General features: G+C 44.3%; 28 protein-coding genes. 20 read left to right on the top strand and 8 right to left on the bottom strand.

Translation table 11 applies throughout. From position 1 onward, the window contains the following. The first annotated feature begins 260 nt into the window (after positions 1-260). The 3 genes from L9Q40_RS12230 (at position 261) to btuD (ending at position 3151) form a co-directional block, all read left to right on the top strand. On the top strand, positions 261-1289 hold the full coding sequence (locus L9Q40_RS12230) for a succinylglutamate desuccinylase (protein WP_065296732.1): 1029 nt from the start codon (positions 261-263) through the stop codon (positions 1287-1289). A 112-nt stretch (positions 1290-1401) separates the two neighbouring features. Continuing rightward, on the top strand, positions 1402-2397 hold the full coding sequence (gene btuC, locus L9Q40_RS12225) for a vitamin B12 ABC transporter permease BtuC (RefSeq protein ID WP_020333111.1): 996 nt from the start codon (positions 1402-1404) through the stop codon (positions 2395-2397). Then, positions 2384-3151 (top strand): vitamin B12 ABC transporter ATP-binding protein BtuD, encoded by a 768-nt coding sequence (gene btuD / locus L9Q40_RS12220; RefSeq protein ID WP_498793425.1) that lies wholly within the window; start codon positions 2384-2386, stop codon positions 3149-3151. Before btuC ends, btuD begins: the two co-directional genes overlap by 14 nt. Positions 3152-3232: 81 nt before the next feature. Here btuD and L9Q40_RS12215 read toward each other — a convergent pair whose 3' ends face one another. From L9Q40_RS12215 to L9Q40_RS12205, 3 genes are all read right to left on the bottom strand, one after another. Next, a complete protein-coding gene (locus tag L9Q40_RS12215) occupies positions 3233-3808 on the bottom strand; it encodes a nucleoside triphosphate pyrophosphohydrolase family protein (protein WP_014231648.1) in 576 nt (191 codons plus the stop codon). Between the two features lie 139 nt (positions 3809-3947). Further along, a complete protein-coding gene (locus tag L9Q40_RS12210) occupies positions 3948-4529 on the bottom strand; it encodes a DUF1415 domain-containing protein (RefSeq protein WP_176293584.1) in 582 nt (193 codons plus the stop codon). Between the two features lie 66 nt (positions 4530-4595). Next, positions 4596-5819, bottom strand: coding sequence for an MFS transporter (locus L9Q40_RS12205; protein WP_014231650.1), 1224 nt, complete (start codon positions 5817-5819; stop codon positions 4596-4598). 111 nt (positions 5820-5930) lie between these two features. On the opposite strand from L9Q40_RS12205, the gene L9Q40_RS12200 reads away from it, so the two are divergent. Next, positions 5931-6800 (top strand): LysR family transcriptional regulator, encoded by an 870-nt coding sequence (locus tag L9Q40_RS12200; protein WP_237315447.1) that lies wholly within the window; start codon positions 5931-5933, stop codon positions 6798-6800. A gap of 7 nt (positions 6801-6807) precedes the next feature. Here the strand turns inward: L9Q40_RS12200 and L9Q40_RS12195 are convergent, their stop codons facing one another. After that, complete coding sequence (locus L9Q40_RS12195) at positions 6808-7038, bottom strand: glutaredoxin family protein (protein WP_014231652.1); 231 nt, start codon at positions 7036-7038, stop codon at positions 6808-6810. A gap of 149 nt (positions 7039-7187) precedes the next feature. Between L9Q40_RS12195 and L9Q40_RS12190 the strand changes: the two genes are divergently transcribed. The 15 genes from L9Q40_RS12190 (at position 7188) to L9Q40_RS12120 (ending at position 17731) form a co-directional block, all read left to right on the top strand. Next, on the top strand, positions 7188-7703 hold the full coding sequence (locus L9Q40_RS12190; protein ID WP_065299574.1) for a M48 metallopeptidase family protein: 516 nt from the start codon (positions 7188-7190) through the stop codon (positions 7701-7703). Then, positions 7690-8814 carry a 23S rRNA (adenine(1618)-N(6))-methyltransferase RlmF gene (gene rlmF / locus L9Q40_RS12185; protein ID WP_498793424.1) on the top strand — a complete coding sequence of 375 codons (1125 nt, stop codon included), beginning with the start codon at positions 7690-7692 and terminating at the stop codon, positions 8812-8814. The genes L9Q40_RS12190 and rlmF overlap by 14 nt, the downstream gene beginning before the upstream one ends. Positions 8815-9015: 201 nt before the next feature. Then, a complete protein-coding gene (locus tag L9Q40_RS12180) occupies positions 9016-9273 on the top strand; it encodes a hypothetical protein (protein ID WP_014231655.1) in 258 nt (85 codons plus the stop codon). Positions 9274-9646: 373 nt separating this feature from the next. Continuing rightward, a complete protein-coding gene (locus L9Q40_RS12175; protein WP_162889675.1) occupies positions 9647-9997 on the top strand; it encodes a hypothetical protein in 351 nt (116 codons plus the stop codon). A gap of 155 nt (positions 9998-10152) precedes the next feature. Continuing rightward, positions 10153-10533: a hypothetical protein gene (locus tag L9Q40_RS12170; protein WP_498793423.1), complete on the top strand. Its 381-nt coding sequence runs from the start codon at positions 10153-10155 to the stop codon at positions 10531-10533. Between the two features lie 225 nt (positions 10534-10758). Continuing rightward, complete coding sequence (locus L9Q40_RS12165) at positions 10759-11223, top strand: hypothetical protein (RefSeq protein ID WP_065296741.1); 465 nt, start codon at positions 10759-10761, stop codon at positions 11221-11223. 182 nt (positions 11224-11405) lie between these two features. Continuing rightward, positions 11406-11633, top strand: coding sequence for a TM2 domain-containing protein (locus tag L9Q40_RS12160; RefSeq protein WP_065297651.1), 228 nt, complete (start codon positions 11406-11408; stop codon positions 11631-11633). 117 nt (positions 11634-11750) lie between these two features. Next, entirely contained in the window at positions 11751-12176 is a 426-nt protein-coding gene (locus L9Q40_RS12155; RefSeq protein ID WP_498793422.1) for an N-acetyltransferase, read from the top strand. 37 nt (positions 12177-12213) lie between these two features. Continuing rightward, complete coding sequence (locus L9Q40_RS12150; protein WP_020333126.1) at positions 12214-12474, top strand: nicotinamide mononucleotide transporter; 261 nt, start codon at positions 12214-12216, stop codon at positions 12472-12474. Positions 12475-12554: 80 nt separating this feature from the next. Next, positions 12555-13370 (top strand): aminoglycoside phosphotransferase family protein, encoded by an 816-nt coding sequence (locus L9Q40_RS12145; protein WP_498793421.1) that lies wholly within the window; start codon positions 12555-12557, stop codon positions 13368-13370. A 55-nt stretch (positions 13371-13425) separates the two neighbouring features. After that, positions 13426-14445, top strand: coding sequence for an IS21 family transposase (gene istA / locus L9Q40_RS12140; RefSeq protein WP_050935650.1), 1020 nt, complete (start codon positions 13426-13428; stop codon positions 14443-14445). After that, entirely contained in the window at positions 14442-15236 is a 795-nt protein-coding gene (istB, locus tag L9Q40_RS12135; protein WP_050935648.1) for an IS21-like element helper ATPase IstB, read from the top strand. The genes istA and istB overlap by 4 nt, the downstream gene beginning before the upstream one ends. Positions 15237-15684: 448 nt before the next feature. Beyond that, on the top strand, positions 15685-16476 hold the full coding sequence (locus L9Q40_RS12130) for a hypothetical protein (RefSeq protein WP_498793420.1): 792 nt from the start codon (positions 15685-15687) through the stop codon (positions 16474-16476). A 97-nt stretch (positions 16477-16573) separates the two neighbouring features. Further along, positions 16574-17053, top strand: coding sequence for a DUF2059 domain-containing protein (locus L9Q40_RS12125; RefSeq protein WP_498793419.1), 480 nt, complete (start codon positions 16574-16576; stop codon positions 17051-17053). 33 nt (positions 17054-17086) lie between these two features. Further along, complete coding sequence (locus L9Q40_RS12120) at positions 17087-17731, top strand: T3SS effector IpaJ family cysteine protease (RefSeq protein WP_498793418.1); 645 nt, start codon at positions 17087-17089, stop codon at positions 17729-17731. A gap of 114 nt (positions 17732-17845) precedes the next feature. On the opposite strand, the gene L9Q40_RS12115 is transcribed toward L9Q40_RS12120, so the two are convergent. Both L9Q40_RS12115 and L9Q40_RS12110 read right to left on the bottom strand, forming a co-directional pair. Further along, positions 17846-18616 (bottom strand): ABC transporter ATP-binding protein, encoded by a 771-nt coding sequence (locus tag L9Q40_RS12115; protein ID WP_498793417.1) that lies wholly within the window; start codon positions 18614-18616, stop codon positions 17846-17848. Beyond that, positions 18616-19668 (bottom strand): FecCD family ABC transporter permease, encoded by a 1053-nt coding sequence (locus L9Q40_RS12110; RefSeq protein ID WP_020333135.1) that lies wholly within the window; start codon positions 19666-19668, stop codon positions 18616-18618. The genes L9Q40_RS12115 and L9Q40_RS12110 overlap by 1 nt, the downstream gene beginning before the upstream one ends. A 181-nt stretch (positions 19669-19849) precedes the next feature. On the opposite strand from L9Q40_RS12110, the gene L9Q40_RS12105 reads away from it, so the two are divergent. Beyond that, positions 19850-20932 carry an ABC transporter substrate-binding protein gene (locus L9Q40_RS12105; protein ID WP_498793416.1) on the top strand — a complete coding sequence of 361 codons (1083 nt, stop codon included), beginning with the start codon at positions 19850-19852 and terminating at the stop codon, positions 20930-20932. A 129-nt stretch (positions 20933-21061) separates the two neighbouring features. Here the strand turns inward: L9Q40_RS12105 and L9Q40_RS12100 are convergent, their stop codons facing one another. Together L9Q40_RS12100 and L9Q40_RS12095 are read right to left on the bottom strand one after the other, a co-directional pair. Next, entirely contained in the window at positions 21062-21499 is a 438-nt protein-coding gene (locus L9Q40_RS12100; protein ID WP_498793415.1) for a hypothetical protein, read from the bottom strand. Between the two features lie 182 nt (positions 21500-21681). Next, positions 21682-22788 carry a M20/M25/M40 family metallo-hydrolase gene (locus L9Q40_RS12095; protein ID WP_498793414.1) on the bottom strand — a complete coding sequence of 369 codons (1107 nt, stop codon included), beginning with the start codon at positions 22786-22788 and terminating at the stop codon, positions 21682-21684. Positions 22789-22956: the final 168 nt, after the last annotated feature.

The following is a 22956-nucleotide window of genomic DNA, read 5'->3' as shown; positions in this document are numbered from 1 at the left end:
TGATCTTAATCAGGGCTGTGTTAAAGTTCACAGCCTTATACCCAAGTAACTTGAGATGCCGTTTGCACTAGGTTACTTGGGTATAACAATTTGTAATTGATTAACAAATAAGCGGTTTGTTGCTTGGTTTGAGTGTATGGCTCGAAACGGTATTGGATTTTCGTTGAAAATGTCGATTTCTACTCATAAGTGGGATCGCAGCAACAAAAATTCTTTGTACAATTTATTAACATACCCGCCGTGCAATTAAGGAGTAACGCATGACGAAGTCTTTCTTTCGCCAATCGTTTTTAGCTGATACGTTAGATATGCATATTGATGTAGAACCAGCAGAGCTGGCGCTATCTAATGGAGTGACACTAAAACTCTATCAGCGTGGTGTGCTAGAAGTGGTCCCTGAGAACTACACTCAGGAGACGAAAAACATCATTATCTCAACAGGTATTCACGGCGACGAAACGGCACCGATGGAACTGGTCGACTCAATGATTAAAGACATTGAATCCGGTTTTATGAAGGTTGATGCCCGTTGTCTATTCATCATCGCTCACCCTGAGTCTACCTTGGCGCATACGCGTTTTCTTGAGGAAAACCTCAACCGCTTATTCGATGATAAAGGTCATACGCCAACCAAAGAGTTGGCTATTGCAGATTTACTGAAGTTGCACGTCTGTGACTTCTTTAAAGGTACTGACCCAGAAACGCGCTGGCATCTTGACTTACACTGTGCAATTCGTGGTTCTAAACACTACACGTTTGCTGTGAGTCCTAAGACACGCCATCCGGTTCGAAGCCAAGCTCTAATGGAGTTTTTGGATAGTGGCCACATTGAAGCGGTTCTATTATCAAACTCTCCGGCGAGTACATTCAGCTGGTACAGTGCAGAAAACTTTAGCGCGCAAGCTCTGACAATGGAGCTTGGACGTGTTGCTCGAATTGGTGAGAATGATTTAGATAAGCTGACGGCGTTTGATTTAGCGCTGCGCAATTTAGTTTCAGGTACCAAAGCTGAGCATTTGCCTAAGCCATGTATTAAATATCGTGTTAGCCGTACTATTGTGCGTTTACACGATGACTTCGACTTCATGTTTGACGACGATGTAGAAAACTTTACGTCGTTTGTTCATGGTGAAGTGTTCGGTCACGACGGTGATAAACCATTGATGGCTAAGAATGATAACGAAGCAATCGTCTTTCCAAACCGTAAGGTTGCCATTGGTCAGCGCGCAGCTTTAATGGTTTGTGAAGTGAAAACCCGCTTTGAAGACGGCGAATTGGTATACGATTAAAGCAAAGCTTTCAGACGCACAACGCGAAATATTAGGTGTAACGCTTCGAAGTCGTTGCAATTTACCGAGGCTTAACTGTAAGGTTAGGCCTCGTTTGTTTTTATCGGCTATTATGGATTTTCAACAACTTATCCTGAACAAGGAGCGTCGCTGGCAGCGCAATCTTTTGATTATGTCCGCCGTGCTCATATTACTCTCTGCCATTCACCTGATGGTCGGAGAGATTTTCCTTTCTCCTTTTCAATCGCTTTCCGCATTCGAGCACAAGTTATTAGTGGATTTACGCTTACCAAGATTGCTGTCTGCCGCCATTATTGGCGCTGCACTTGCTGTCTCTGGTGCAACACTGCAAGTGCTGTTAGGCAACGTTCTCGCTGAACCGGGTGTGCTTGGTATTTCCGGTGGTGCTAGCCTCGCCATGGTATTGGTGATGTTTGCGATTCCTACTTTGCCGACGCCGCTGATCTTTATGCTGGCCGCCATCGCAGGTTCGATGTTGTTTACCTTAATCTTGGTTTCTATTGCAAGAGTGATGCACCTGACAACCGCACGCTTGTTGTTGGTTGGTGTGGCGTTGGGAATATTCTCTAGTGCAATTGTTACTTGGGCATTCTATTTCAGCGATGATCTCAGCCTTCGCCAGTTAATGTATTGGCTGATGGGGAGCATTGGTGGGGCGAGTTGGTATCAGCATTCCGTAACATTAGTGATGTTGCCTGTTTTGATTTGGCTGTGCTGTAAGGGCAAGCCGCTCGATAAGCTGATGTTAGGTGAAATCCACGCCACTCAGCTCGGCATCGATGTTCATCAAATGCGTTGGAAATTGATATTAGCGATTTCAATCCTTGTCGGTGGTTCGGTCGCTCTTGGAGGGATCATCAGCTTTGTTGGATTAGTTGTGCCTCATCTTCTGCGTTTAGCATTTGGTACAGAAAATCGATACTTGCTGCCGCTGTCTGCGATAGCGGGTGCTGCGCTGTTGGTGTTTGCGGATATCGGTGCAAGATTATTACTCGACTCTGCTGAACTGCCACTGGGCGTAATGACCACATCGATTGGTGCGCCTATTTTCATTTGGATGCTGGTGAAGAGTCATGATGCACGTTAAGCATATTGCGGTAGGAAACCGACTATTACCATTGTCGTTTGAATGTAACGCAGGGGAGATCGTGCATGTCGTGGGCCCAAATGGCTCGGGGAAAAGTACCTTGTTAGCCGCGATTTCCGGCACGCTTACCAGCCACGACTCTGTTAGTGGTGAAGTGAGCGTTAATAGCGGGGATTTACTCGCTATGCCGTTGTCTGAGCAGGCTTACCTGAGAGGGTATTTATGTCAGCAATCCAGACCAGTATTTAACGTCGATGTGTTTCAGTATCTCGCGCTGTCTTTACCTAGTGGGGTGAAGGTCAGTGACAGCAAAGTGCGCGACGCGGTAAACGCAGTGATTGAGCTTGTTCAGTTACAGGATAAGTTACACCGTAGCATTCAGACGCTTTCTGGCGGTGAATGGCAGCGTGTGAGACTGGCCGGTGTCTGTTTGCAGGTTTGGCGCAGTATCAACCCGTATTCGCAGCTACTTATTTTGGATGAACCTGCTGCTCCGTTAGATATCGCCCAAGAGGGGCTGCTCTATCAGCTGATTGCAGAAGTCTCAGCTCAGGGTGTTGGTGTGTTGGTCGCGAACCATGATTTAAACCGGACTCTAAGGCATGCAGACAAGGTGCTGTTGCTGAGTAATGGTGTATTGCACTCATCAGGCAAAGCTGAGGATGTATTAACAGAAGAGGGGCTGGGAGAGGTTTTCAACACTCAGGTAAGAAGGGTGATGGTAGAAGAGAAACCGTATCTGCTTTTCGAATAGGTTTTCCTATTCTCTCTTAGCTTTCAAGCAATAAAAAACGACCCACTCGGGTCGTTTTTTCGATGTGATTTTTGTCGCTGTTTATTGCGTCAGTGGCTTAAGGTCCGCCGGACGGTAGTAAACCGATTTTAGAACTTTGCCTTTACGTACCGTTTTGCCTTCAGATACAAAGTCTTCTGCACATTTGGCGATGATGTACTCGCCCTGATGTACCGCCATCAGTTTGATGCCTTGTTCTGCGTAGAATGCTTCTGTTTCTGTGTATTCTTTTTCGTTGCGGCACACTTTGCTCATGTTGCTTGAGTGCACTTCGTCCCAGCAAGGAATAAAGTCGATACCACGGTTTACCGCAACGTTCAGTAGCAGGTCAATCAGGTAACTGATCGCCAGATTGTCTTCCACTTTGCTGTTACCAAGGTGTACAAGACGACCCATAAGAACATAAACGCTGTCTACGATTGCGTCTGCTTGTTCTGTTTTACAATCTGCTTCTGCCAGCTCAGTCAGCTCTTCGATCGCCAAAGATGTGTGCAGCGTATCCGCTTGCGCATCCAGACTCGCTTCGTCTGCGACTGGAAGATCGAACGTGCTACGGAACTCGGTGATGTCACGGTATAAGTGATCAAAAATCTCTTGGGTTAGCTTTGACAGTTGCATTCTGATATCCATTGAATCGATTGAAGCGGTCATGATAACAAACCGCTCTTTATTCCCCAAGAGACAAGAGTCTAACTGACTATTAAATCTGCCGCTTGGAGTGAAGTAGGGTGCCGCTCTGAAGGTTATAAGCCGTAACTTATCTAAATAAATACGGGAACAACGTTTTGCGCTCTTCCTCTGAAAGGGCAGAAACACGCGCGATGTTGGTATCTGGGATTGACTCAGGATCAGGGTAGTGTTTCAACACCTTTTCCATGCTCTCTTCACGAATAAGATGGAAGATCGGATAAGGCGAGCGGTTCGTCAGGTTCTCGTCGTCTTCTGGCTCTGCACCACCAAAACAGTAATCTGGATGGAACGTAGCCACCTGGAAAATACCTTCCCAATCTTGCTGCTTGATTAAGCCTTCAACCCAATCAATAAACAAGTTGTAGTCCCAGAAATCGTCGAGCATATTTGGAACAACGACTAAGGTCGTTTCCAGCTTCTCTGGCTCTGTGTTACTTAGTTCAATTAACTGCAACAAAATATCTTCCAGCAAGGCTTCTTCTTGAGACGCCTCACTAACGAAGATTTTAATTTGTTTATTACGTTGCGGTTTGGCTGCAAACGGGCATAAATTCAGTCCGATAACGACGTCATTCAGCCATTGATCCACTTGTTGGGTGATCGCGTTTATATCTGTAGTTTGGTTTGTTGGTGTTGAGCGCGTTGACATACGATTTTTAAATCATTTTGAAAGTGGCGCAAGCATAGCAGATATACTAGGGTCTGTTGACCCTAATTAACTTCTTCTCAAGCTGGCTACTTCTTCACTTTCCTTTGTGTCGTGTGTCTGTGTGATGCGTTTGAGATAAGCTATCGCGCTAAACATCGCTAGATAGACCACGCTACCGCCGATAAGAACTGTAGACCATCCGCCATGTTGCCAGCAGTAAAGCAGTAAGAATCCACCAAGACTGCCGCCCACATAGTAATGCACCAGGTATAGAGCCGTTGCCGTCGCTTTCGCGGTTGTCGCTTTTTGGCCAACCCAACCGTAAGCCAAAGTGTGGGTGAAGAAGGCTCCAAAGCTAATCAGAAGCAAGCCAAACAGCATGGCAGCCACACTTTCAATTGCCGCTATCCACATGCCGCTCATGCTGAGAATGGCACCTAAGAACATACCCAAAATAGATGAGTAACGTTTACTCCAGTGTCCTGCACAACGGGATGAGAACGTACCACCTAAATAACAAACGAAGATAAGCGATGCCAAGCCGACCGGAATGTTGTGCGGCTCACTAACCAATCTGAAACCCATTACTGAATACAGGTTAACGAATAGTGCGAAATTAAGGCCACCAATCAACATGGCGAACCATATACGCTGGTTTTTGAAGTGACCTAAGATGGCGCGGTTCTGTTGTCTCAATCCACTTGAAGAAGGGGTGAAGTTACGTTGTTTTGGCAGCAAATAATGTACGCAAATTACGCCTAACAGGGTCACTACCATTATGGCTTCAATCGCTACATCCACACTGAAGTTGTCAGCCAATAAGCCGCCACTAATACGTCCCACAATGCCACCTAATGAGTTGGCTGCAATATAGGTACCTATCGCCATGGAGAAGGCGTGTTTATCGAGTTCTTCTGCCATATAAGCGACCGCTACGGCAGCAAACGCCGCCAATGCGACACCAATAAGGGCGCGGCAGATAACCAAAAACAGGAATGAATCACCAAGTAACATCAGTGCAGACAGAACCGGGATAGCGAATAAGCCAGCCATCATGACCGGTTTTCGCCCAATGGTTTCAGACAATACTGCCATTGGCACCAGGCTGAAAGAGAGCGCCAGCGTGGAAGAGGCAAACAACCAGTTCACCTGCGTTTCAGAAATGGCAAACAACTGAGCAAAGGTCGGCAACATAGGCTGCAACTGATATAAGTTAGAGAAGACTAAGAATGAACCCAGCGCAAGAGCGAGCGTGATTCGTTTGTATTCTGGCGTGCCGAAGATGACCATGTGTCCTGCCTGATGCGAGAGCGTAATATAAAGAAACTGTGATCAATCTATCAGCTAATCGTAAATTAAAAAAATATATTAAAAATATGGATACCATATATTTTTGATCTAGTGGAATCGAAGCAACTGAAACATTTCCTTGCTGTTGCAGAGCAAGGCAATATCACCCATGCCGCGAAGGTGCTGAACATTGCTCAGCCTGCCTTGAGTATCTCTATTAAAAAATTCGAGCAGTCTCTGGGAGTCACGCTGTTTCGGCGAGAAGATAAGAAGATTAGCCTAACCCAAGAGGGCGAAACCTTGTTGGTGCACGCGAAGCGTGTCATTCAGCAATTGCACGATGCACAGCTCGCGATTAATGAACTGAAAGGGCTGGCCAAAGGTGAAGTGCGCTTGGGTACGCCGTCGATGATGGGAAGCTATTTTTTCCCACGTATCGTCATGGCGTTTAAGAGCCGCTTCCCGGATTTGAAATTAACGCTGGTGGAAGCGGGTACGCATTCGATAAGAAGTATGTTGCTTGATGGGCGGTTAGATATCGGGGTGATAAGTTGTGACAATGTACCCGACGATCTCGAGACCGATCATCTGTTTACCAGCCAGATGGTTGCCGTTGTCGCGCCAGAGCACGAATTAGCCCAGCGTGAATCACTCACCTTTGATGAGTTTTTTGAACATGAATTGGTGATGTTCCAGCGCGGTTATTTCCATCGTGAGTTTTTAGACCAGGTCAGCGAGGAGCACGGCTTTACCATGAAGTCGTCATTTGAAACCAACTTATTGCCATTGATCCTCAGCATCGTAAAGCATGAGTTTGCGATTACGGCGTTACTCGAACTGGTCACTCAGCATGAAAAAGATGTGGTGGGGATTCCGTTTAATCCGCCAGTTACGCTCGATCTGGCGCTAGCATGGCGGAAAGACGGTTATTTATCGATTGCAGACAGAACGTTTATTGATTTCGTTAAACGTTATTTGTAGTCAGACCCTAGTCACCTTTATACATCTTTTCGAAGTTTTTGGGATTCCAGCCAATCATCAACTGGTCGCCAATTTTCAGGACTGGAAGTGAGCGGGCACCCAGCGCATCCAGCTCTTTACGGCCACGTTGCATTTTCGCGTTGCACAGGCGATAGGTGATGTTTTTTGAGTCCAGATAACGTTGAGCATCTTTGCAGTGGGGGCATTTATCTTTGACGTAAAGAACGACACGTTTCATTGAATTTCTCTCCATTATCTTTGGGATGCGAAGTTTAACGGCCTTTATCGACAATTGAAAGGCGAAATCTATTGTCAAAGCGAGGGTGAAAGTGCTGATTATCTCAGGTATATTTAGCGCCTTTCCCTTGTCATAGCAGACTTTATACCATGCATCCGTCACTTCGATACATTCAGGGTTACCCTCCACACATTGTTGAGCAAGTTAGCTCGCTGGTAGACAGCGGTAAACTGGTTCCTTGGTTTGAAAAGCGCTATCCAGAACGTCATCAAATTAAAAGTGAAAAGGCGCTGTATGAGTACGCCATAGCGATAAAAAATCGTTACATGAAGAAAGCAGCACCTATCAGTAAAGTGGTCTACGATAAGAAAATTCACTTGATTAATAATGCGCTAGGGCTGCACAGCGTGATCAGTCGTAATCATGGTGGCAAGCTCAAATCGAAGAACGAGATTCGTATCGCGAGTGTTTTTAAAGAAGCTCCGGAGCCACTACTGAGAATGCTGGTGGTTCATGAACTGGCTCATACGCGAGAGAAAAACCACGATAAAGCGTTTTACCAACTGTGCTGTTATATGGAGCCCGAGTATCACCAGTTAGAGTTTGATGCCCGTCTGTTTATGATTTACCTCGATTTAAAAGCGAATTCGAATGAAGAACAATAACCACACCGCTAAGCCAGAAAAATCTCGAAAAAATGCCAAGCCAAAGCAGAGTAGAGGCGATGCAAAAGGCGAAAAGCGTGTGAAGCAAAAAACCTCTGCTAAAGCAAAATCGCCAGTGGCAACGAACAGCGATGTGGACTTCATTAAAGTAGCTAAAAGTGGATTACACGAACGTAACCAGCATCGTGGCCGCTATGACTTTAAAAAATTGACGGCAAGTGAGCCTGAGCTAAAAGCTTTTGTGATTAAAAATCCGAACGGGGAAGACTCGATAAACTTCTCTGATCCAAAAGCGGTCAAAATGCTCAATAAAGCCTTGTTAGCCGCGCATTTCGATATTGAATTCTGGGATATCCCTGAACACTATCTTTGCCCACCAATTCCAGGGCGTGCGGATTACATTCACCGTGTCGCTGAGTTACTCGATGGGGAAGTGAAAGGTAAATACCCGCATCACGATGTGCGAGCGTTGGACATTGGCGTTGGTGCAAACTGTATTTACCCAATTGTTGGAGTGACAGAATACGGATGGCACTATACCGGAAGCGACGTTGATCCTAAGTCAATTGAATCGGCTCAGGCAATCGTCGATGGCAATGTGTCACTAAATGGCAGAATCGAACTGGTTCGTCAGATGAGTCAAGCAAACATCTATCGCGGGGTAATTCAGCCGAATGAGCGTTACGATGTCACAACATGTAATCCGCCATTCCACCGTTCGGCAGAAGAAGCAGCGATGGGAAGTCAACGTAAAGTGGACAACCTTAGAGCTAACCAACGTAAGAAAGGCGTGAAACCAGCGCGCGAAAACACGGCAAAACCAACGCTTAACTTTGGTGGTCAAAACGCAGAGCTTTGGTGCGAAGGCGGAGAAGCGGCGTTTATCCGTAAAATGGCTAACGAAAGCCAAGCCTTCAGCGCCCAAGTGCTCTGGTTTACTACGCTAATTTCGAAAAAAGAGAATGTTCGCCCTATGCGCAAGCAGCTTGAGAAATTGGGCGTAAAAGCCATTCGTGTGGTAGAGATGAGCCAAGGACAAAAAATCAGCCGTTTTATTGCCTGGTCGTATATGGATAAAGAGCAGCGAAAGGCGTGGCGAGCACTTAAGTAGCCAAATAAACAATGTAGCTCACCTAAATCTTTCAATCTGTCAGTTCTTCATTCTCTCTGTAATCAGAGCTGACAGATTCTACTTAGTTATTCCCAGCGCATACTCCATTTTAGCTTTAAGCCTACAACATCACTTTCTATTTTGACGAACTTTCAGGGCGTTACTACTATTCAATAAACTCCCTTATATGAGTGAATAAACATGAAGGTAGGAATTGTTAGAGAATATTCTTCAACGGATAAAGTTGAAGAAGACGAATGTGTTGTCATGTTAGGAAAGGCAGAGTTAGTCGCCGGTGAGATCCGCATAAGTGGTAGCGGTGAAAGAGATCCAACCTCCAAACATGATGGGTACGCTTTGACGGGGTATGTCATGCTTCACCCTTCCGAATTTCAAAAGGTGGTCGATATGGCGCTTGCAGCTGGCGTGATCACGATAAATGTTGCGGATAATAAATAGATGGATATTTAAAATGTGGGATTTAAGGTTTCGCCTTATCTATATTTGCCCACTACCTCTTTCCACCCGTCAGCTCTAATTTACTTCGGTATTTAGAACTGACGGACTGCTTTATTTCAGCCATCCCTGTTTCATTCCCCGTCAACACTCCCTCATAAACGGAATGTGTGCCTTTCCCGAACAAAAGTTCCCCAAATGGCTGCTTCACATCGAAAGTCCAGAATAATGCAATATTGTATAGCTAAATTCGTAGTGTCGATCGCTAACTTACTGATTATCCTTTGAAGTGCTCAAAAAAAGACGACATCATATTTGACAGAAAATGCAGGCTTGGTGACGTCTAAATAGCGTTCGGCAAATAGATGAGAAGTGGATGCGTAAATTAAAGTCGTTGTTAACTCGTGCATCCCCAATGGTTATTGATAGTTTTGGCGATCTATCGCTCAAAGGAGTTTGTGTGGGAACTAAAGCAATTTTGCATTCTAAATGGTCTCTATATTTTTGGTTATTATTGTTAGCTATGCAATCGTACTTTTTTACCAATGATCTTGCCGATGGATTTACATTGGAGGCACTATCTGACCCATTACTGCCTTTATTCTTTATTCTTCAGCATGAGAAGATTATGAGTAAATTAAATGTAACGTTGGTAACGATATTATGCTGGTTGATAACAGCAATACTTGCTTATAACTTAGTGATTAAGCTATCTAACCTCACTTAATGTTTAATAATTTACCATACAAGAGTTTAAGGCAGCGTTCCCAACGCTTGGCATTCTCAGCTCAGGATTGGGTCATGTGTTTACGTCGCAATGGTTATGGTCAGGTTACTGCGTCGCTCACACAGTAATGTGGCGTTATGTGCTTTGGAGAAAATATGGAAGATCGAGACCTATTAAAGATTGATAGGTATTTGGGAATTGAGTTAGTTAAATATGCTGTATTTTTTGGCGCGCTTTATGCGATTTCTAGGGAGTTTGGCCTATTTCTGCTTATATGTTTCGTTCTATCATCTGTTTTTCTAGCTTTTGATAAACGAAAGTATCTTCAATTTATCTTTAAAAATCTTTCTGTCAATACAACTCGCGGGATTATTTTTTGGGATGGACATGGTTGTGATGTTGAGATTTCAGGTTTTAGCATATGGTCATATTTAGAACTGACTTACATGGAGGGTATGAATAGACGCATGGTTAGAATTCCATGTACTGTATTTAGCTCTACTGAATGGCAACAGCTGGTTAAGTATCGCACCTAACAAATAATTTAAAAGCGATTCGGCACACGCGGTATTTTTACTATGCGTTGGCTTGAGCGATTAAGGTGTTTTACGGCGGCTTCGGTATTCGTCGTTCACCCATTAATAGGGCGTTAGAGGTTTCCTAAAAAAATTGTGAAATTACTCGGTAAAATCATTATTTTACAAGTGGTTAGATTTAATTGGTAATACTCTATAGTTATTTGCGGGTGTGAGGAAAATATTATGTACTTTTGGAATATTGAGGCTTTGAAACGTGACATTTTAGGAGGCAGGCTTACAGAAAAAGATAGGTTTATATACGCACTGATTTATATTGTATCCAGTGCTGCTGCTTTTGAGTACTTTCAAGGCAGCAACAACGAATATACAAATATATGGGACCAAATAGAGGCAATTTCCAATGTTGTTGTAGTTTTGGCGGGAACCTATTTTACGTACAGGGCTAATGGTGCTAATAGTGGGAGAGACTTTTTAGGACGATATTTCAGTCTTGGCTTTGTAGTAACCATTAGATTTTCGGTTATCCTTTTTCCAATCGTCGTTTTACTTCAAATGTACGACTCAGCTTTCGGCGTAGAAAATGAGGTAACCGTTACAACTCCCTTTGGTGTTAGCATTATTCTTCTTTGGAGCTGTTTTTTATATGTAAACCTAGCTAAGCACATGAAGTTTGTAAGAAATACATAAAAAAGCGTTTAACGTTGATTCGCAACGTTTGGCACTTTGAGTTTGAATCAGCTCTAGGGTTTACGGCACAATGTTTTAGGTTGGGTGGTAGAGTTGCTCGCACGTTAACGCGGCGTTAGGTGAATATATAAATGTATTCGTTATGCGACGTAAAATTCTTAAACGTTAAAGGCAGGTTAAAAATGGATAATAAGAAAACTTCAGATAAAAAAATATTGATTACATTTATATTGTGTTTATTTCTGGGGAGTTTTGGTGTTCATCGATTTTATGTTGGAAGAGTAAAGTCTGGTATTTTTCAGCTCTTAACATTAGGTGGTTTGGGCTTTTGGGCTATTTACGATTGCATTGTGTTAGCTTTAGGGAAATTCACGGATAGTGAAGACAAGTTGTTACAAAAGTGGACATAAATAGTCTAACAAATTGTTAAAGAGTGAGTCACAACCCGCGGTATTTTTACTATTCGTCGTTCACCCATTAATAGGGCGTGAAGTTGCCCAATAAATTTGATTGTCTAGAGTTTGAAAATGATACGAAAGTACAACGAAAATGACTTAGATTCAGTTCTTGAAATTTGGCTTAACGCTTCAGTTCAAGCACATAATTTCGTTTCAGTAGAGTTCTGGGAATCTCAACTCGATAACATGCGTAATATCTATATCCCATCTTCAGAGACCTACGTTTATGAAGTTGAGTCTAAAGTAGTTGGTTTTTATGCGTTGTATGAAAATAAATTGGCTGCGATATTTGTTGCTCCCGAACGTCAAGGTGAAGGCATTGGTAAGCAGTTGTTGAGCCATGCTAAAGCGCAGAGAACGGAATTAAGTCTGTCCGTATACAAGGAAAACCAAGCTAGTTGTCAGTTTTATTTGTCTCAGGGGTTCAAAGTGGTCAGCGAACAACTAGATGAGCATACTGGACACCCAGAACTCACAATGTGTTTGGGCTCCTGAAAACTACTTAAAATGACGTTATAGAACAGGAGGAAAAATGGAATACTTTCAGTACTATGGGATCGACTGGATTGCTATGGTGCTTACATTTCTCGCAATTTGGCAAATCGGGAATAAGAACAAAATTGGCTTCATTCTAATGATGTGCGGAAATACGAGTTGGGTCGCGGTTGGCTACCTTACAGGCAGTGTTGCCATGATTATTGCAAATATCATCTTTTTCTCAATGAACCTAAGAGCAATTATCAAGTGGTCAAAACCCGAGCAAGAATCGAAAGTTGGCGTGGTTGAACAGTAACTCGCAAACCATAAAAGTACGCACATGATGATGTACTTTCGAGGCGTTTGGCTACAAGTAAAATACATATAAGGAATTAAATGGAACAACTGCATGGCGGACGAGAAAATGCAATTTATCGCTTAGGGGACAAGGTGTCTCGCCCAAGTGGTAAATGGTCTGAAACCGTTCAAAAGTTGCTATTACATATCGCCAATAAAGGCTTTACTTCTGCCCCAAAACCTTTCGGCTTTGACAACAATGGCAATGAAATTCTGTCATATGTTGAGGGTGAGGTTTTCAACTATCCTCTCAAAGGAAATATCGCAACTGTAGAAGCTCTCGTTTCAGCTGGCCAGCTATTACGTCAGTATCATGATGCATCTCGCTCATTTATATCAGAAAATTCAGCAGAAGATTTAACTTGGATGCTCCCATGTAGAGAACCAATGGAGGTTATCTGCCATGGTGACTATGCGCCATATAATGTTGCTTTGGTTGGTTCCAAAGTCGTAGGGGTTATTGACTTTGACACTGCTCACCCGGCTCCAAGGAATTGGGATATTGCTTACGCACTTTATTGTTGGGCTCCATTCAAAACAGATAAATATGATGCAATGGGGGATCTACATTCGCAGTCGATTAGGGCAAAGCAGTTTTGTGATGCTTATGGTTTGAGTAAAGCGGAACGAATTTCTCTTGTTACTGATATGTGCCACCGAATCCAAGCGTTGGTTGAGCATATTCATAATGAAGCGAGTAAAGGAAATGAAGCTTTTATCGCAAATATTAAAAATGGCCATCACTTGGCGTATTTAGCTGATATCGAATATTTGCAAAATAATTCACACCACATTGCAGACGTATTGATGTGTTGTCAGCGCCGATGTAAAAATGACCCACTAACGCCGATTTAAAATTGACCCACCTGAGTCAAACTATCCGTTCGTAACATGGACAAAGCGGCGGATTATGATCAATCAGGAGCAACTAGTGGAAATACACGTTTTACATCAGCAAGGGTGCAGCATCCGCCGTATCGCAAAGGAGCTGGGGATCTCAAGGAATACCGTTCGTACTTATCTGCGAGATAGAAGCAAAGCACCCGTGTACCCCGAGCGTCAATCCCGACCAACTAAACTTCAGCCCTACCATGACTACTTGTGTACGCGGATTGAAGCCGCAAAGCCTTATTGGATACCCGCAACCGTCTTACTACGTGAGTTAAAATCACTTGGTTATGAAGGCGGTATAACGATGCTTAAGGAGTACATCAAACAGTACAAACCAAGTACGCCTGTCGACCCTGTCGTTCGGTTCGAGACATTGCCAGGTGAGCAGATGCAAGTGGACTTTACGACCATCACCCATTACGGAGTCCGTGTTAAAGCCTTCGTGGCAACGCTTGGTTATAGCAGAGCGACGTTCGTTCGCTTTAGTGAACGAGAGCGCCAAGAAGACTGGATAGAAGGTCTTGAAGAAGCGTTTGAATACTTCGGTGGCGTCCCCAAAGAAGTTCTGTTCGATAATGCGAAAGCCATCATGATAGAGCGTGATGCATACGGTGAAGGTGAGCACCGCTGGAACCCTGCACTGCTCACCGCAGCCAAGAAGTACAATTTTAAACCGAGAGCCTGTCGTCCATATCGCGCAAAGACCAAAGGAAAAGTGGAGCGATTTAACTCCTACTTGAAGAATAGTTTCGTCACTCCTCTTGCGGCGACACTCAAGCAACACGGACTTAAAATCACCGTCGATGTTCTTAATGGACATATCGGCGCATGGCTAGAAACCGTCGCTCACCAACGAACTCATGGTACGACAGGTGCAAAGCCTCAGGTTCTCTTAGATGAAGAGCGCTTTACACTTCAGTCGCTACCATCGCCGACACGCCCAGTCACACCACTAACAATAAGCGATAGTGTGATGCCACTTGAGAGCTTCCAGCACCCACTCTCGACGTATGATGCGTTGTTGGAGGTACGACCATGAACCTTCAAATGAGTCGTATCGAGGCTGCCTGTGCAACGCTGAAGTTACAAGCTATCGGTCAGGAGTGGCCGAGACTGGCAGAAGCAGCCAACAGTCGTGAACTGAGTCTAGCCGATTACTTAGAGTCACTTCTGAACGCTGAACTGGAAGCGCGAGCAGAACGCACAAGAGCCACACTGACTAAGTTCGCCAGCTTCCCAATGGAAAAAACGTTCGATGACTATGACTTCAAGTTCGCAACGGGTGCCCCAAGAAAACAGCTCAAGGAGTTAACAGGGTTAGCCTTCATTGAGCGAAAGGAAAACGTGGTATTACTCGGCCCAAGTGGCGTTGGTAAGAGCCACCTTGCAGTGAGCCTTGGCCAAATAGCGGTTCAAAAGGGCCTAAAGACACGGTTCATCACCGCAGCAGACTTGATGCTTCAGCTATCTACAGCAAAAGCTCAGGGTAAGCTTGAAAGCTACTTGAGACGAAGTGTACTCGCACCTAAGCTACTTATCGTCGATGAAATCGGCTACTTACCGTTCGGCAGAGAAGAGGCCAACTTGTTCTTTAACGTCATCGCCAAACGTTATGAGCAAGGCAGCATTATCGTGACCAGTAATTTGCCGTTCTCTCAATGGTCAAATGCGTTCGCCGATGATACAACGTTGACGGCGGCATTACTCGATAGACTTCTTCATCACTCGCACATTGTACAAATCAGCGGTGAAAGCTATCGATTAAGAGGAAAGAAAGCGGCTGGAACCATACCAGCGGTTCTAGAAAGTCTATCTGAAGGCAAAAGTTAATTGTATGGGTGGGTCAATTTTACTTCGGCGATAACGTCGATAAGTGGGTCAATTTTAAACTGGCGTTGACAGTGTGACGAATGCCTATAGCAAAGCGCATAAAATTGATTCTCAACGCGTGGCCTTTTTGCTTTGCGCTCCTCATCCCTCAACAGAATGTTAAAAAAACTAGAGAGTTAAAATGAAAAATTGACGTAAGTTTATAGTGGTAGCTTCCCTCATAAGCGGAATGTGTGCCTTTCCCGTAACAAAAGTTCCTCAAATGGCTGCGTCACATCGAAAGTCCAGAATAATGCAATATTGTATCGCTAAATTCATAGTGTCGATCGCTAACTTACTGATTATCCTTTGAAATGCTCAAAAAAAGACGACATCATAGTGGACAGAAAAAGACGCTTGGTGACGTCTGAAAAATGTGGGTTGTTAGTCAGAAAGGAGTCGTAGTGAGATGAAACAAATACTAGCTTCAGTGTTACTCATTTTCGGATTATGTTGGGACTCTCAGAGTAGTACTCTTGACCTACCAGAATGTCAAATGTCACGTACTCTAGAAACACCAATTACATTCTTTATCTCAGATTCAGTTCAAAAAGATTACGAGTCATTTGTCATCGAAGATCACATTCAACGATGGATAACGTTTTCGAATAGCGCTTTGAAAAACTCATGTATTCCTATAAAACGGACGTTGGACAAAATTATCTATACTCCCAAAATTCTTGGGGAAGAAGCGGAAGAATTTAGCGTAGTGCACGATTTTTTAGCGTATTACTACTCTAAAGAAGTTGAGCGGGTCAATGGCAGTAAAACGGGTTTTTATGGTCTGGTTTTCAAAAAAAACATCTCGCAATTTACAACCGATTGGTGTGGTGAAACTCGTCCATCAGTGTATCCTCAGTTTTTTACAATTGGACTTACATGTAAAGATCATGTGTTAGAACATGAGTTAGGTCATTTGGCGTGGGCAAGCCATGATATGGAAACGCTATCGAACCAAACTGGTGGAATGCCATTTGATCTTTCAAAACGACTCCCCTTAAGCTTAGCGAGTAAAATTACAGAGTATTCATATGGTTATGTTTGTGGTGGCAAAGGTACCATCATGGCTTATGCGGATGAAACGCATCCTTTCTATTCATCACCAGAGATTAGTTATGAAAACATTGTTTGTGGCAATGCGGCTTATGCAGACAATGCCAGAGTTCTTCGTGAGTATGCCATCGGTCTCATGGGTGAATAAAATAGCTAACAGTGTTTAAAGCAGATTCGCAACGGATGGCACTTTATCTGCCTTTTCTTCTCCCTTAACAGGGTTGTTATACATCTAGAGAGTTAAAATGAAAAATTTACGCAAGTTTATAGTGGTAGCTTTACTTGTCGCTAACCCAATTATTGGTATGGCAGCTGATAAACAAGAAGTAGTCGATCGCTTACTAGAGGTGATGAAAGTTGAAAAACAGCTTTCCGGTGGCTTTGAAGCAATGACACCAGTCATCGAACAATTAGCGAATAACCTTCAGTTGAATGCAACTGAAAAAGAGGAACTCGTTAACATTTATAGAGATTGGTTCATCAATGATATTAATCGCCAAAACATCATCGTTGAGATGGGTACACTTTATTCTCAAGCTTTCAGCCAACAAGAAATCGAATTAATGATTGAGTTTTACGCGACACCTGTAGGACAAAAACTTGTAGAAAAATCGCCGGCATTAATGCAAGCAGGCGCTCAACTAGGCATGCAAGAAGCTGAGCGTGCTCAACCCAAACTTATTGAGAAACTGACTCCTTTCTTAGAAAAGCACCAAATACAGTAGACGCTATGTGTTTAAGACAACAATGAGGATCAAATGAGTATTTTTCCAAAATTAAGGCAGCCAGAGGGCAGTTTGTATTGTGGTCCTTATTGTGTAGTTGCATGTTTAGCAGCTTTGGGGAGATTGCCTTTTACATCGTCTATTGAATTACGAAGATATGTACCAGAAGAAGTTGCATTCACAGGGTCTTCAATAGAAATAAACGATTCATACGACTTAACCAGCCTTGCACTAGAGCTCTACAAAGTCACTGGGATCATTACACCCGGAGAGAATCCAGATTATATAGAACACTCGGGATACAACTCCCTAGGCGCAATGCTTTATGTTCTTGGTCAATTTGGCTTGCAGTGTAAAGTTGTCATTCGTGACGATGAAACAAACCGATACTTGCGTAAGGTGTTTCCTGTCGAATTCCAGCTGATGGAAAAATTACAGGTTCCGGTGAGCATTCTGGATATGGAGGAATCTACCCCAAATAAAACGATGCTTATATCCGTCATTTCGGTGGATGATTCATTGCATTACATTCTCAATAGTGCCCAAGGCGAGTGGTTCGACTCAGGCGTCGATGACGTGATGAACTCCAATTGGGATTTCATTGAAAATTGGCACTCTTCAAGCGATAAGAGAGAGGGGGCGTCTTGGCTAGGTATATCAATTCAAATTTCGTATTAAACGCGAAATAACAACCAAACTGGATGTGTTCTCAAGTGATAATTTATTGCTAGATATCGGCAGCTATTGCGATATTTAGCAATATTTCATCTACGCCAATTTACCGAGTTTCGCCTAACTGGCCTTCATCGTTCTGACGAATGGTATGCCGTCGTCGTCATGATGAACATTGGCTTCCACTTGATAGATGTCTTTCACTAACTCTGTGGTTAAGACGTCTTTTGGTGAGCCTACGCTAACCAATTCCCCCTGTTTTATTACCAATAGATTATCGGCGTACTGCGCGGCGAGGTTGAGATCATGCAATACCATGACGCTCACGTAGTTCTCGGCACGGGTTTGAGTCACGAGATGATCAAGCAACACATGTTGGTGATGAAGATCAAGCGCGCTGACGGGTTCATCAAGCAGCATAATTTGTGGGTTACGCATGATGGCTTGCGCGAACAAGATCATTTGACGCTGACCACCACTTAAAGAGCTTACGTTCCGGTTCGCTAAATGCGCCATACCAATACTGTTTAGTATTTGTAAGCCTTCACCAAGTAATTTGTCATCGATACGCAGGCTTAAACTGTCTAAACGTCCCATCAGTACAACCTCAAGAACGGTCAAACTAACCTGTAAGCCGATGTCCTGTGGCATGTAACCAAACTTGGCTCGCCATGAGGAGAGAGACTTGCTATCTAGCTCGTCACCGTAATGAGAAATGGAACCACTGGCCAGATTCACATCACCAAAAATGGCTTTGAGTAGCGTACTTTTACCCGCGCCATTTGGACCAAGAACGGCGGTCACCTGACCCGGTTCCAATGTGAAATTGAAGTTCTTGGCAAGGGTAAGTGACTCAATCTGAATATTTACATTGTTTGCTACCAGCATCATTAACCTCGCTTCGCCAAAATCAACCAGAAAAAGAAAGGTACGCCGATGATCGCCGTAACGATACCGATCGGGAATAGTGCACCTGGAACGATGATCTTTGACAGTACTGAAGCGCCAGAAAGCAAGAACGCACCAATTAAGAAGGAGAGCGGTAAGAAGAAGCGCTGATCTTCTCCCACCATAGATTTGGCCATGTTTGGTGCGACGATGCCTACAAATCCGATGATCCCGACGAAACTGGTGACAGTAGCCGTGATGACAGCAACGATAAACAGTGTTTTCATGCGTAAGCGAGTGATGTTAACGCCGACGCTTTTCGCTCGCTCTTCACCCAGTCGTAGGGCGGTAAGCTTCCATGCATCTTTAAGTAATAATATCCCGCCGACGAAGACAACTGCAGAGGTTATCGCGACTGTATTCCAGGTTGCTTTCGTTAAGCTACCAAACAGCCAAAACAGGATCTGCTGGCTAAGCTCTGGAGACGATACAAACTGCACCAGAGATAAGAGTGACTGGAATAAGAACAGCAGGGCAATACCCGCCAGAATGAGTTGTCCCGAGCTAATATGACGCGCTGAGGCTAACGAGAAAAGAAAACACGCCGAAAGCATACAGCATAAGAATGCGCCCATCGGCACCGCGTAATAGCTGCTTAAGCCGAAGGATCCCATATATAGAGTAATCGCAGCGCCAAAACCAGCCGCCGCAGCCATACCCAAGGTGTACGGACTGGCCATTGTATTATTGAGTAAGGTTTGCATCTCTGCGCCGCCCATACCAAGCGCGCCGCCAACAACAATCGCCATTATCGCGATTGGCAGTCGTAACTCAGTCACAATGATTTGGGTGGATGGCGCAACTTGGTATGGCAAGCCGATGAACTCAAACAGAGAGTGGAGTACTTTGGTTGCATCCAGTAAAGAGGGGCCTGTCATGATATCAAGAATGAAGGTCGTCAGGATGAGTAAGCCAAAAGCTCCGATCACCAAGATTCGACGTTTTTCACTCTTACGTTGTTGTTGAATGAGTTGTTCTAAAACTGCAGATTGCACGACTTACTACCTAATTATTATTTATTTTACGACCAGTAGAGGGGCCTACAGAGCTCGTGAGAAGGTGGCGATATTAGCACTAATGATAGTTAGTTGCATTATCGTTAACAAAAGAATTAATATACGCCACGAGGGTGGAAGTGTCTCTGCCTGACTCATGGAATAAAAAGGAACCTTCTTGATGTTGAAACACTTATTCGCGCTTGCTGCTGTCTGCGTTAGCACGTTGTCTTTTGCCGAACAAACTACCGTTACAGATGTGCTAGGGCGTGAGGTTACGTTTGATTCGCCGGCGAAAAGAGTGGTAGTGGGATTCTACCCAGAAGATTACATGGCGATCGGTACCGAAGCGGCGTATGACAACGTTGTAGGCATGTCAAAGTACATTTGGCAGGCACGTTCAGCAAGTTGGCAGGCGTATGTGGCGCATCGACCATCATTGGATAATATCCCTGAGATTGGCCGTGTTGATACCAATGCGTTTTCCGTTGAGAAGGTAATAAGCCTGAGCCCGGATGTGGTAATGCTTGCGGATTGGCAGTTCAAAGCACTGGAGTCAGACGTTGAGCGCATGAAGAGCGCAGGTATTGCCGTTATCGTGGTGGACTACAACGCTCAAACGGTAGAGCGTCATGTTCAGACGACGAAGCTGATTGGTGAAATCACCGGCCAGCAAGAACGTGCAGAGACCATCGCGAATGAATACAAACAGAACGTTGAGACGATTAGCGAGCGATTAGCCAAAGCCAATCTGGATAAGCCGAAAGTCTACACCGAATACGGTGCATCCGGTGTCAATGAGGTTGGCTACACATTCGGTAAAAACATGTGGGGCGCTATTGCTACAATGGCGGGTGGCGACAACATTTCTGCACCGTTTGTTGAATGGTGGGGCAAACTGAACCCAGAACAGATCATTGCAGCAAACCCTGATGTTATCGTAATGACTGGCTACGAGTCCGGCAGTGCGGATGATTCGATGATCATGGGCGAAGGTGTTGACGAAGCATTGGCAAAAGAGCGATTAGCGGGCTTTAAAAATCGTATTGGTTGGTCTTCAATTTCTGCGGTGAAAAACAACCGTATGTATGCAGCTTACCACGGTGCTTGCCGCACGATCATCGACGGCGCGTTGATCCAGTTTTATGCCAAAATCATGTACCCAGATGTGTTTAGTGACTTAAATCCAGAAGCGGCTTACGACAACTTTTATCAGAAGTACCTGCCGATAAAACCAGCTGGCACTTTTATGACCGAGCTTTAATCTAAAGCCTTAATATTTAATAAGCCGAAATGGGTCACTCTTGATTCACTTCGGCTTTTTACTTCGCGCTATTCATTGACTAACAGTGGCTAGGCGATTAAGTTTTTGAGTTAGCTTATTTTTTAAAACTTAGCGGCTCTGGATTGAAATACCTGCAAGATCAAAACGAGCCATTAACGGCTTTTCATGCCCCTGATACCAGCTCGCCGGCATATTTGGCTTGAGCTTTGCGTGCTCTTGCTTGCTCACCACCACATAGTGCAAAAACGTGTCTAATGTTTTCGCCATAGCGTCGAAAGACATTTCTCCATCTTTGTATAGCGTTTTAAGCAAACCAACGACTGCCTCTTCCGGAACCAGCGGGTCAATCACACTGTTTTTTCGAGCTTGAACTGAGCTTGATGCAGATAATTCATTACGCGCGGTTTCCCAACACGGCTTATTCGTTTTACTAACGAGGTTGTGTTTGTAGCAGTAAAAACTAAACAGGAAACGAGGGATGTTGTGCCAGCGTTCTGCCTGAACTTCCAGCCAAATGTGTTGAAGCTCGATATCAGCGTCGGTCATAGAGTTTTACGAAGTTATCAAAAGTAGCGCATTTTAGCGTGGGGCGATGGTATTCGTCCATAAAACGCCGCTTTTGAGCGATGTGAGTGTTTTGGATGCAGAATAAAAAAGGCTCTCGACGAAAGCGAGAGCCTTTGTATCCAACCAGTATCGCCAGTAAGAGACGATATCTCTGTTTTCGATTATTTCACTAGGTAGTGCTTGATGAACTGAGTGATTTTCACCATATCGTCAACGGCGATGTACTCTTCCGTGGTATGCACTTTTGCCATCCCAGTAGAAAGGTTAACGGTTGTCAGGCCTTTCTTGTTGAAGTTGTTCGCATCGCTACCGCCACCCGTGCCTTTGGTAAACGCTTTGATGCCCATATCCGCGAATGCTGCTTTGATATCAGCAACGTGTGCATTGTCTTCTTCAATAACAAACGCATCGTATGCACGTTTAGATTCGATGTCGACTTCTGCACCGTGTTTTTCTGCAACAGACTCAAAGGTCGAGATCATGTGGTTGACTTGTGCGTCCAGTTTATCGCCATTTAGCGAGCGCGCTTCGGCCACAATTTTTAGCTCAGGCATAACAATGTTGGTCGCCTGACCACCGTTTACCATACCGATGTTAGCCGTCGTTTCTTCGTCGATACGAAGGAGTTTCATCTGATTAATTGCATCTGCCGCAACCATGATTGCGCTGATGCCTTCTTCTGGCGCTAGACCTGCGTGCGCCGGGCGGCCTTTGATCGTCGCAACGATCTTTTGCTGGCCCGGAGCTGCTGTCACGATCGTTCCGATTGGGCCACCTGTATCAAGTACGATTGCCTCTTTTGACGTTACATGCGTCATGTCGAAGTATTCAGAGCCAAACAGGCCGCCTTCTTCATGCACAGTGAAAGCAAGTTCTAACGTTTTGTGCGCTAGATTTTCCGCTTGAATGCAACGTACAGCTTCCATAATTGCGGCGATACCGGATTTATCGTCACCACCAAGGATTGTATTGCCTTTCGAGCGAATAATACCGTCTTCAATGATCGGTTCAATACCGATACCTGGCGTGACTGTATCCATGTGGCAACTCATCAGAATAGAGCCTTCTTTCTTTCCTTCCAAACGCGCATATACGTTGAAGCCATTGGAAATATGTTCCGGAACAGGAAGCTTTTGAACGGTAAAGCCTAACTCGCCCAATTGTTCAGCCAGCGTTTCTGCAATTTGCTTTTCATTCATCGATTCGCTGTCAATGCGAACCAGTTGGCAGAAGTGGTCAACTAGACGTTCTTGATTAATTTGTGTCATTTGGAGGTCTCATCTTGTAGGGCGAGGGCGTAAACGGGGGAGTTAGAACACGTCCTCTAAACAGAGTCGTTGTTATTACATACAGGAGAGTCAGGGATACTGAGATGAATCAATAAAGTGGGGAGGCTGACACAATTATAACCAGATATGCTGAGAAACTGATCGCAT

Source organism: Allocatenococcus thiocycli (assembly GCF_921292965.1).
In the GTDB taxonomy this organism is placed as follows: Bacteria; Pseudomonadota; Gammaproteobacteria; order Enterobacterales; family Vibrionaceae; genus Vibrio; species Vibrio natriegens.
This window is presented reverse-complemented; position numbering and strand designations above follow the sequence as displayed.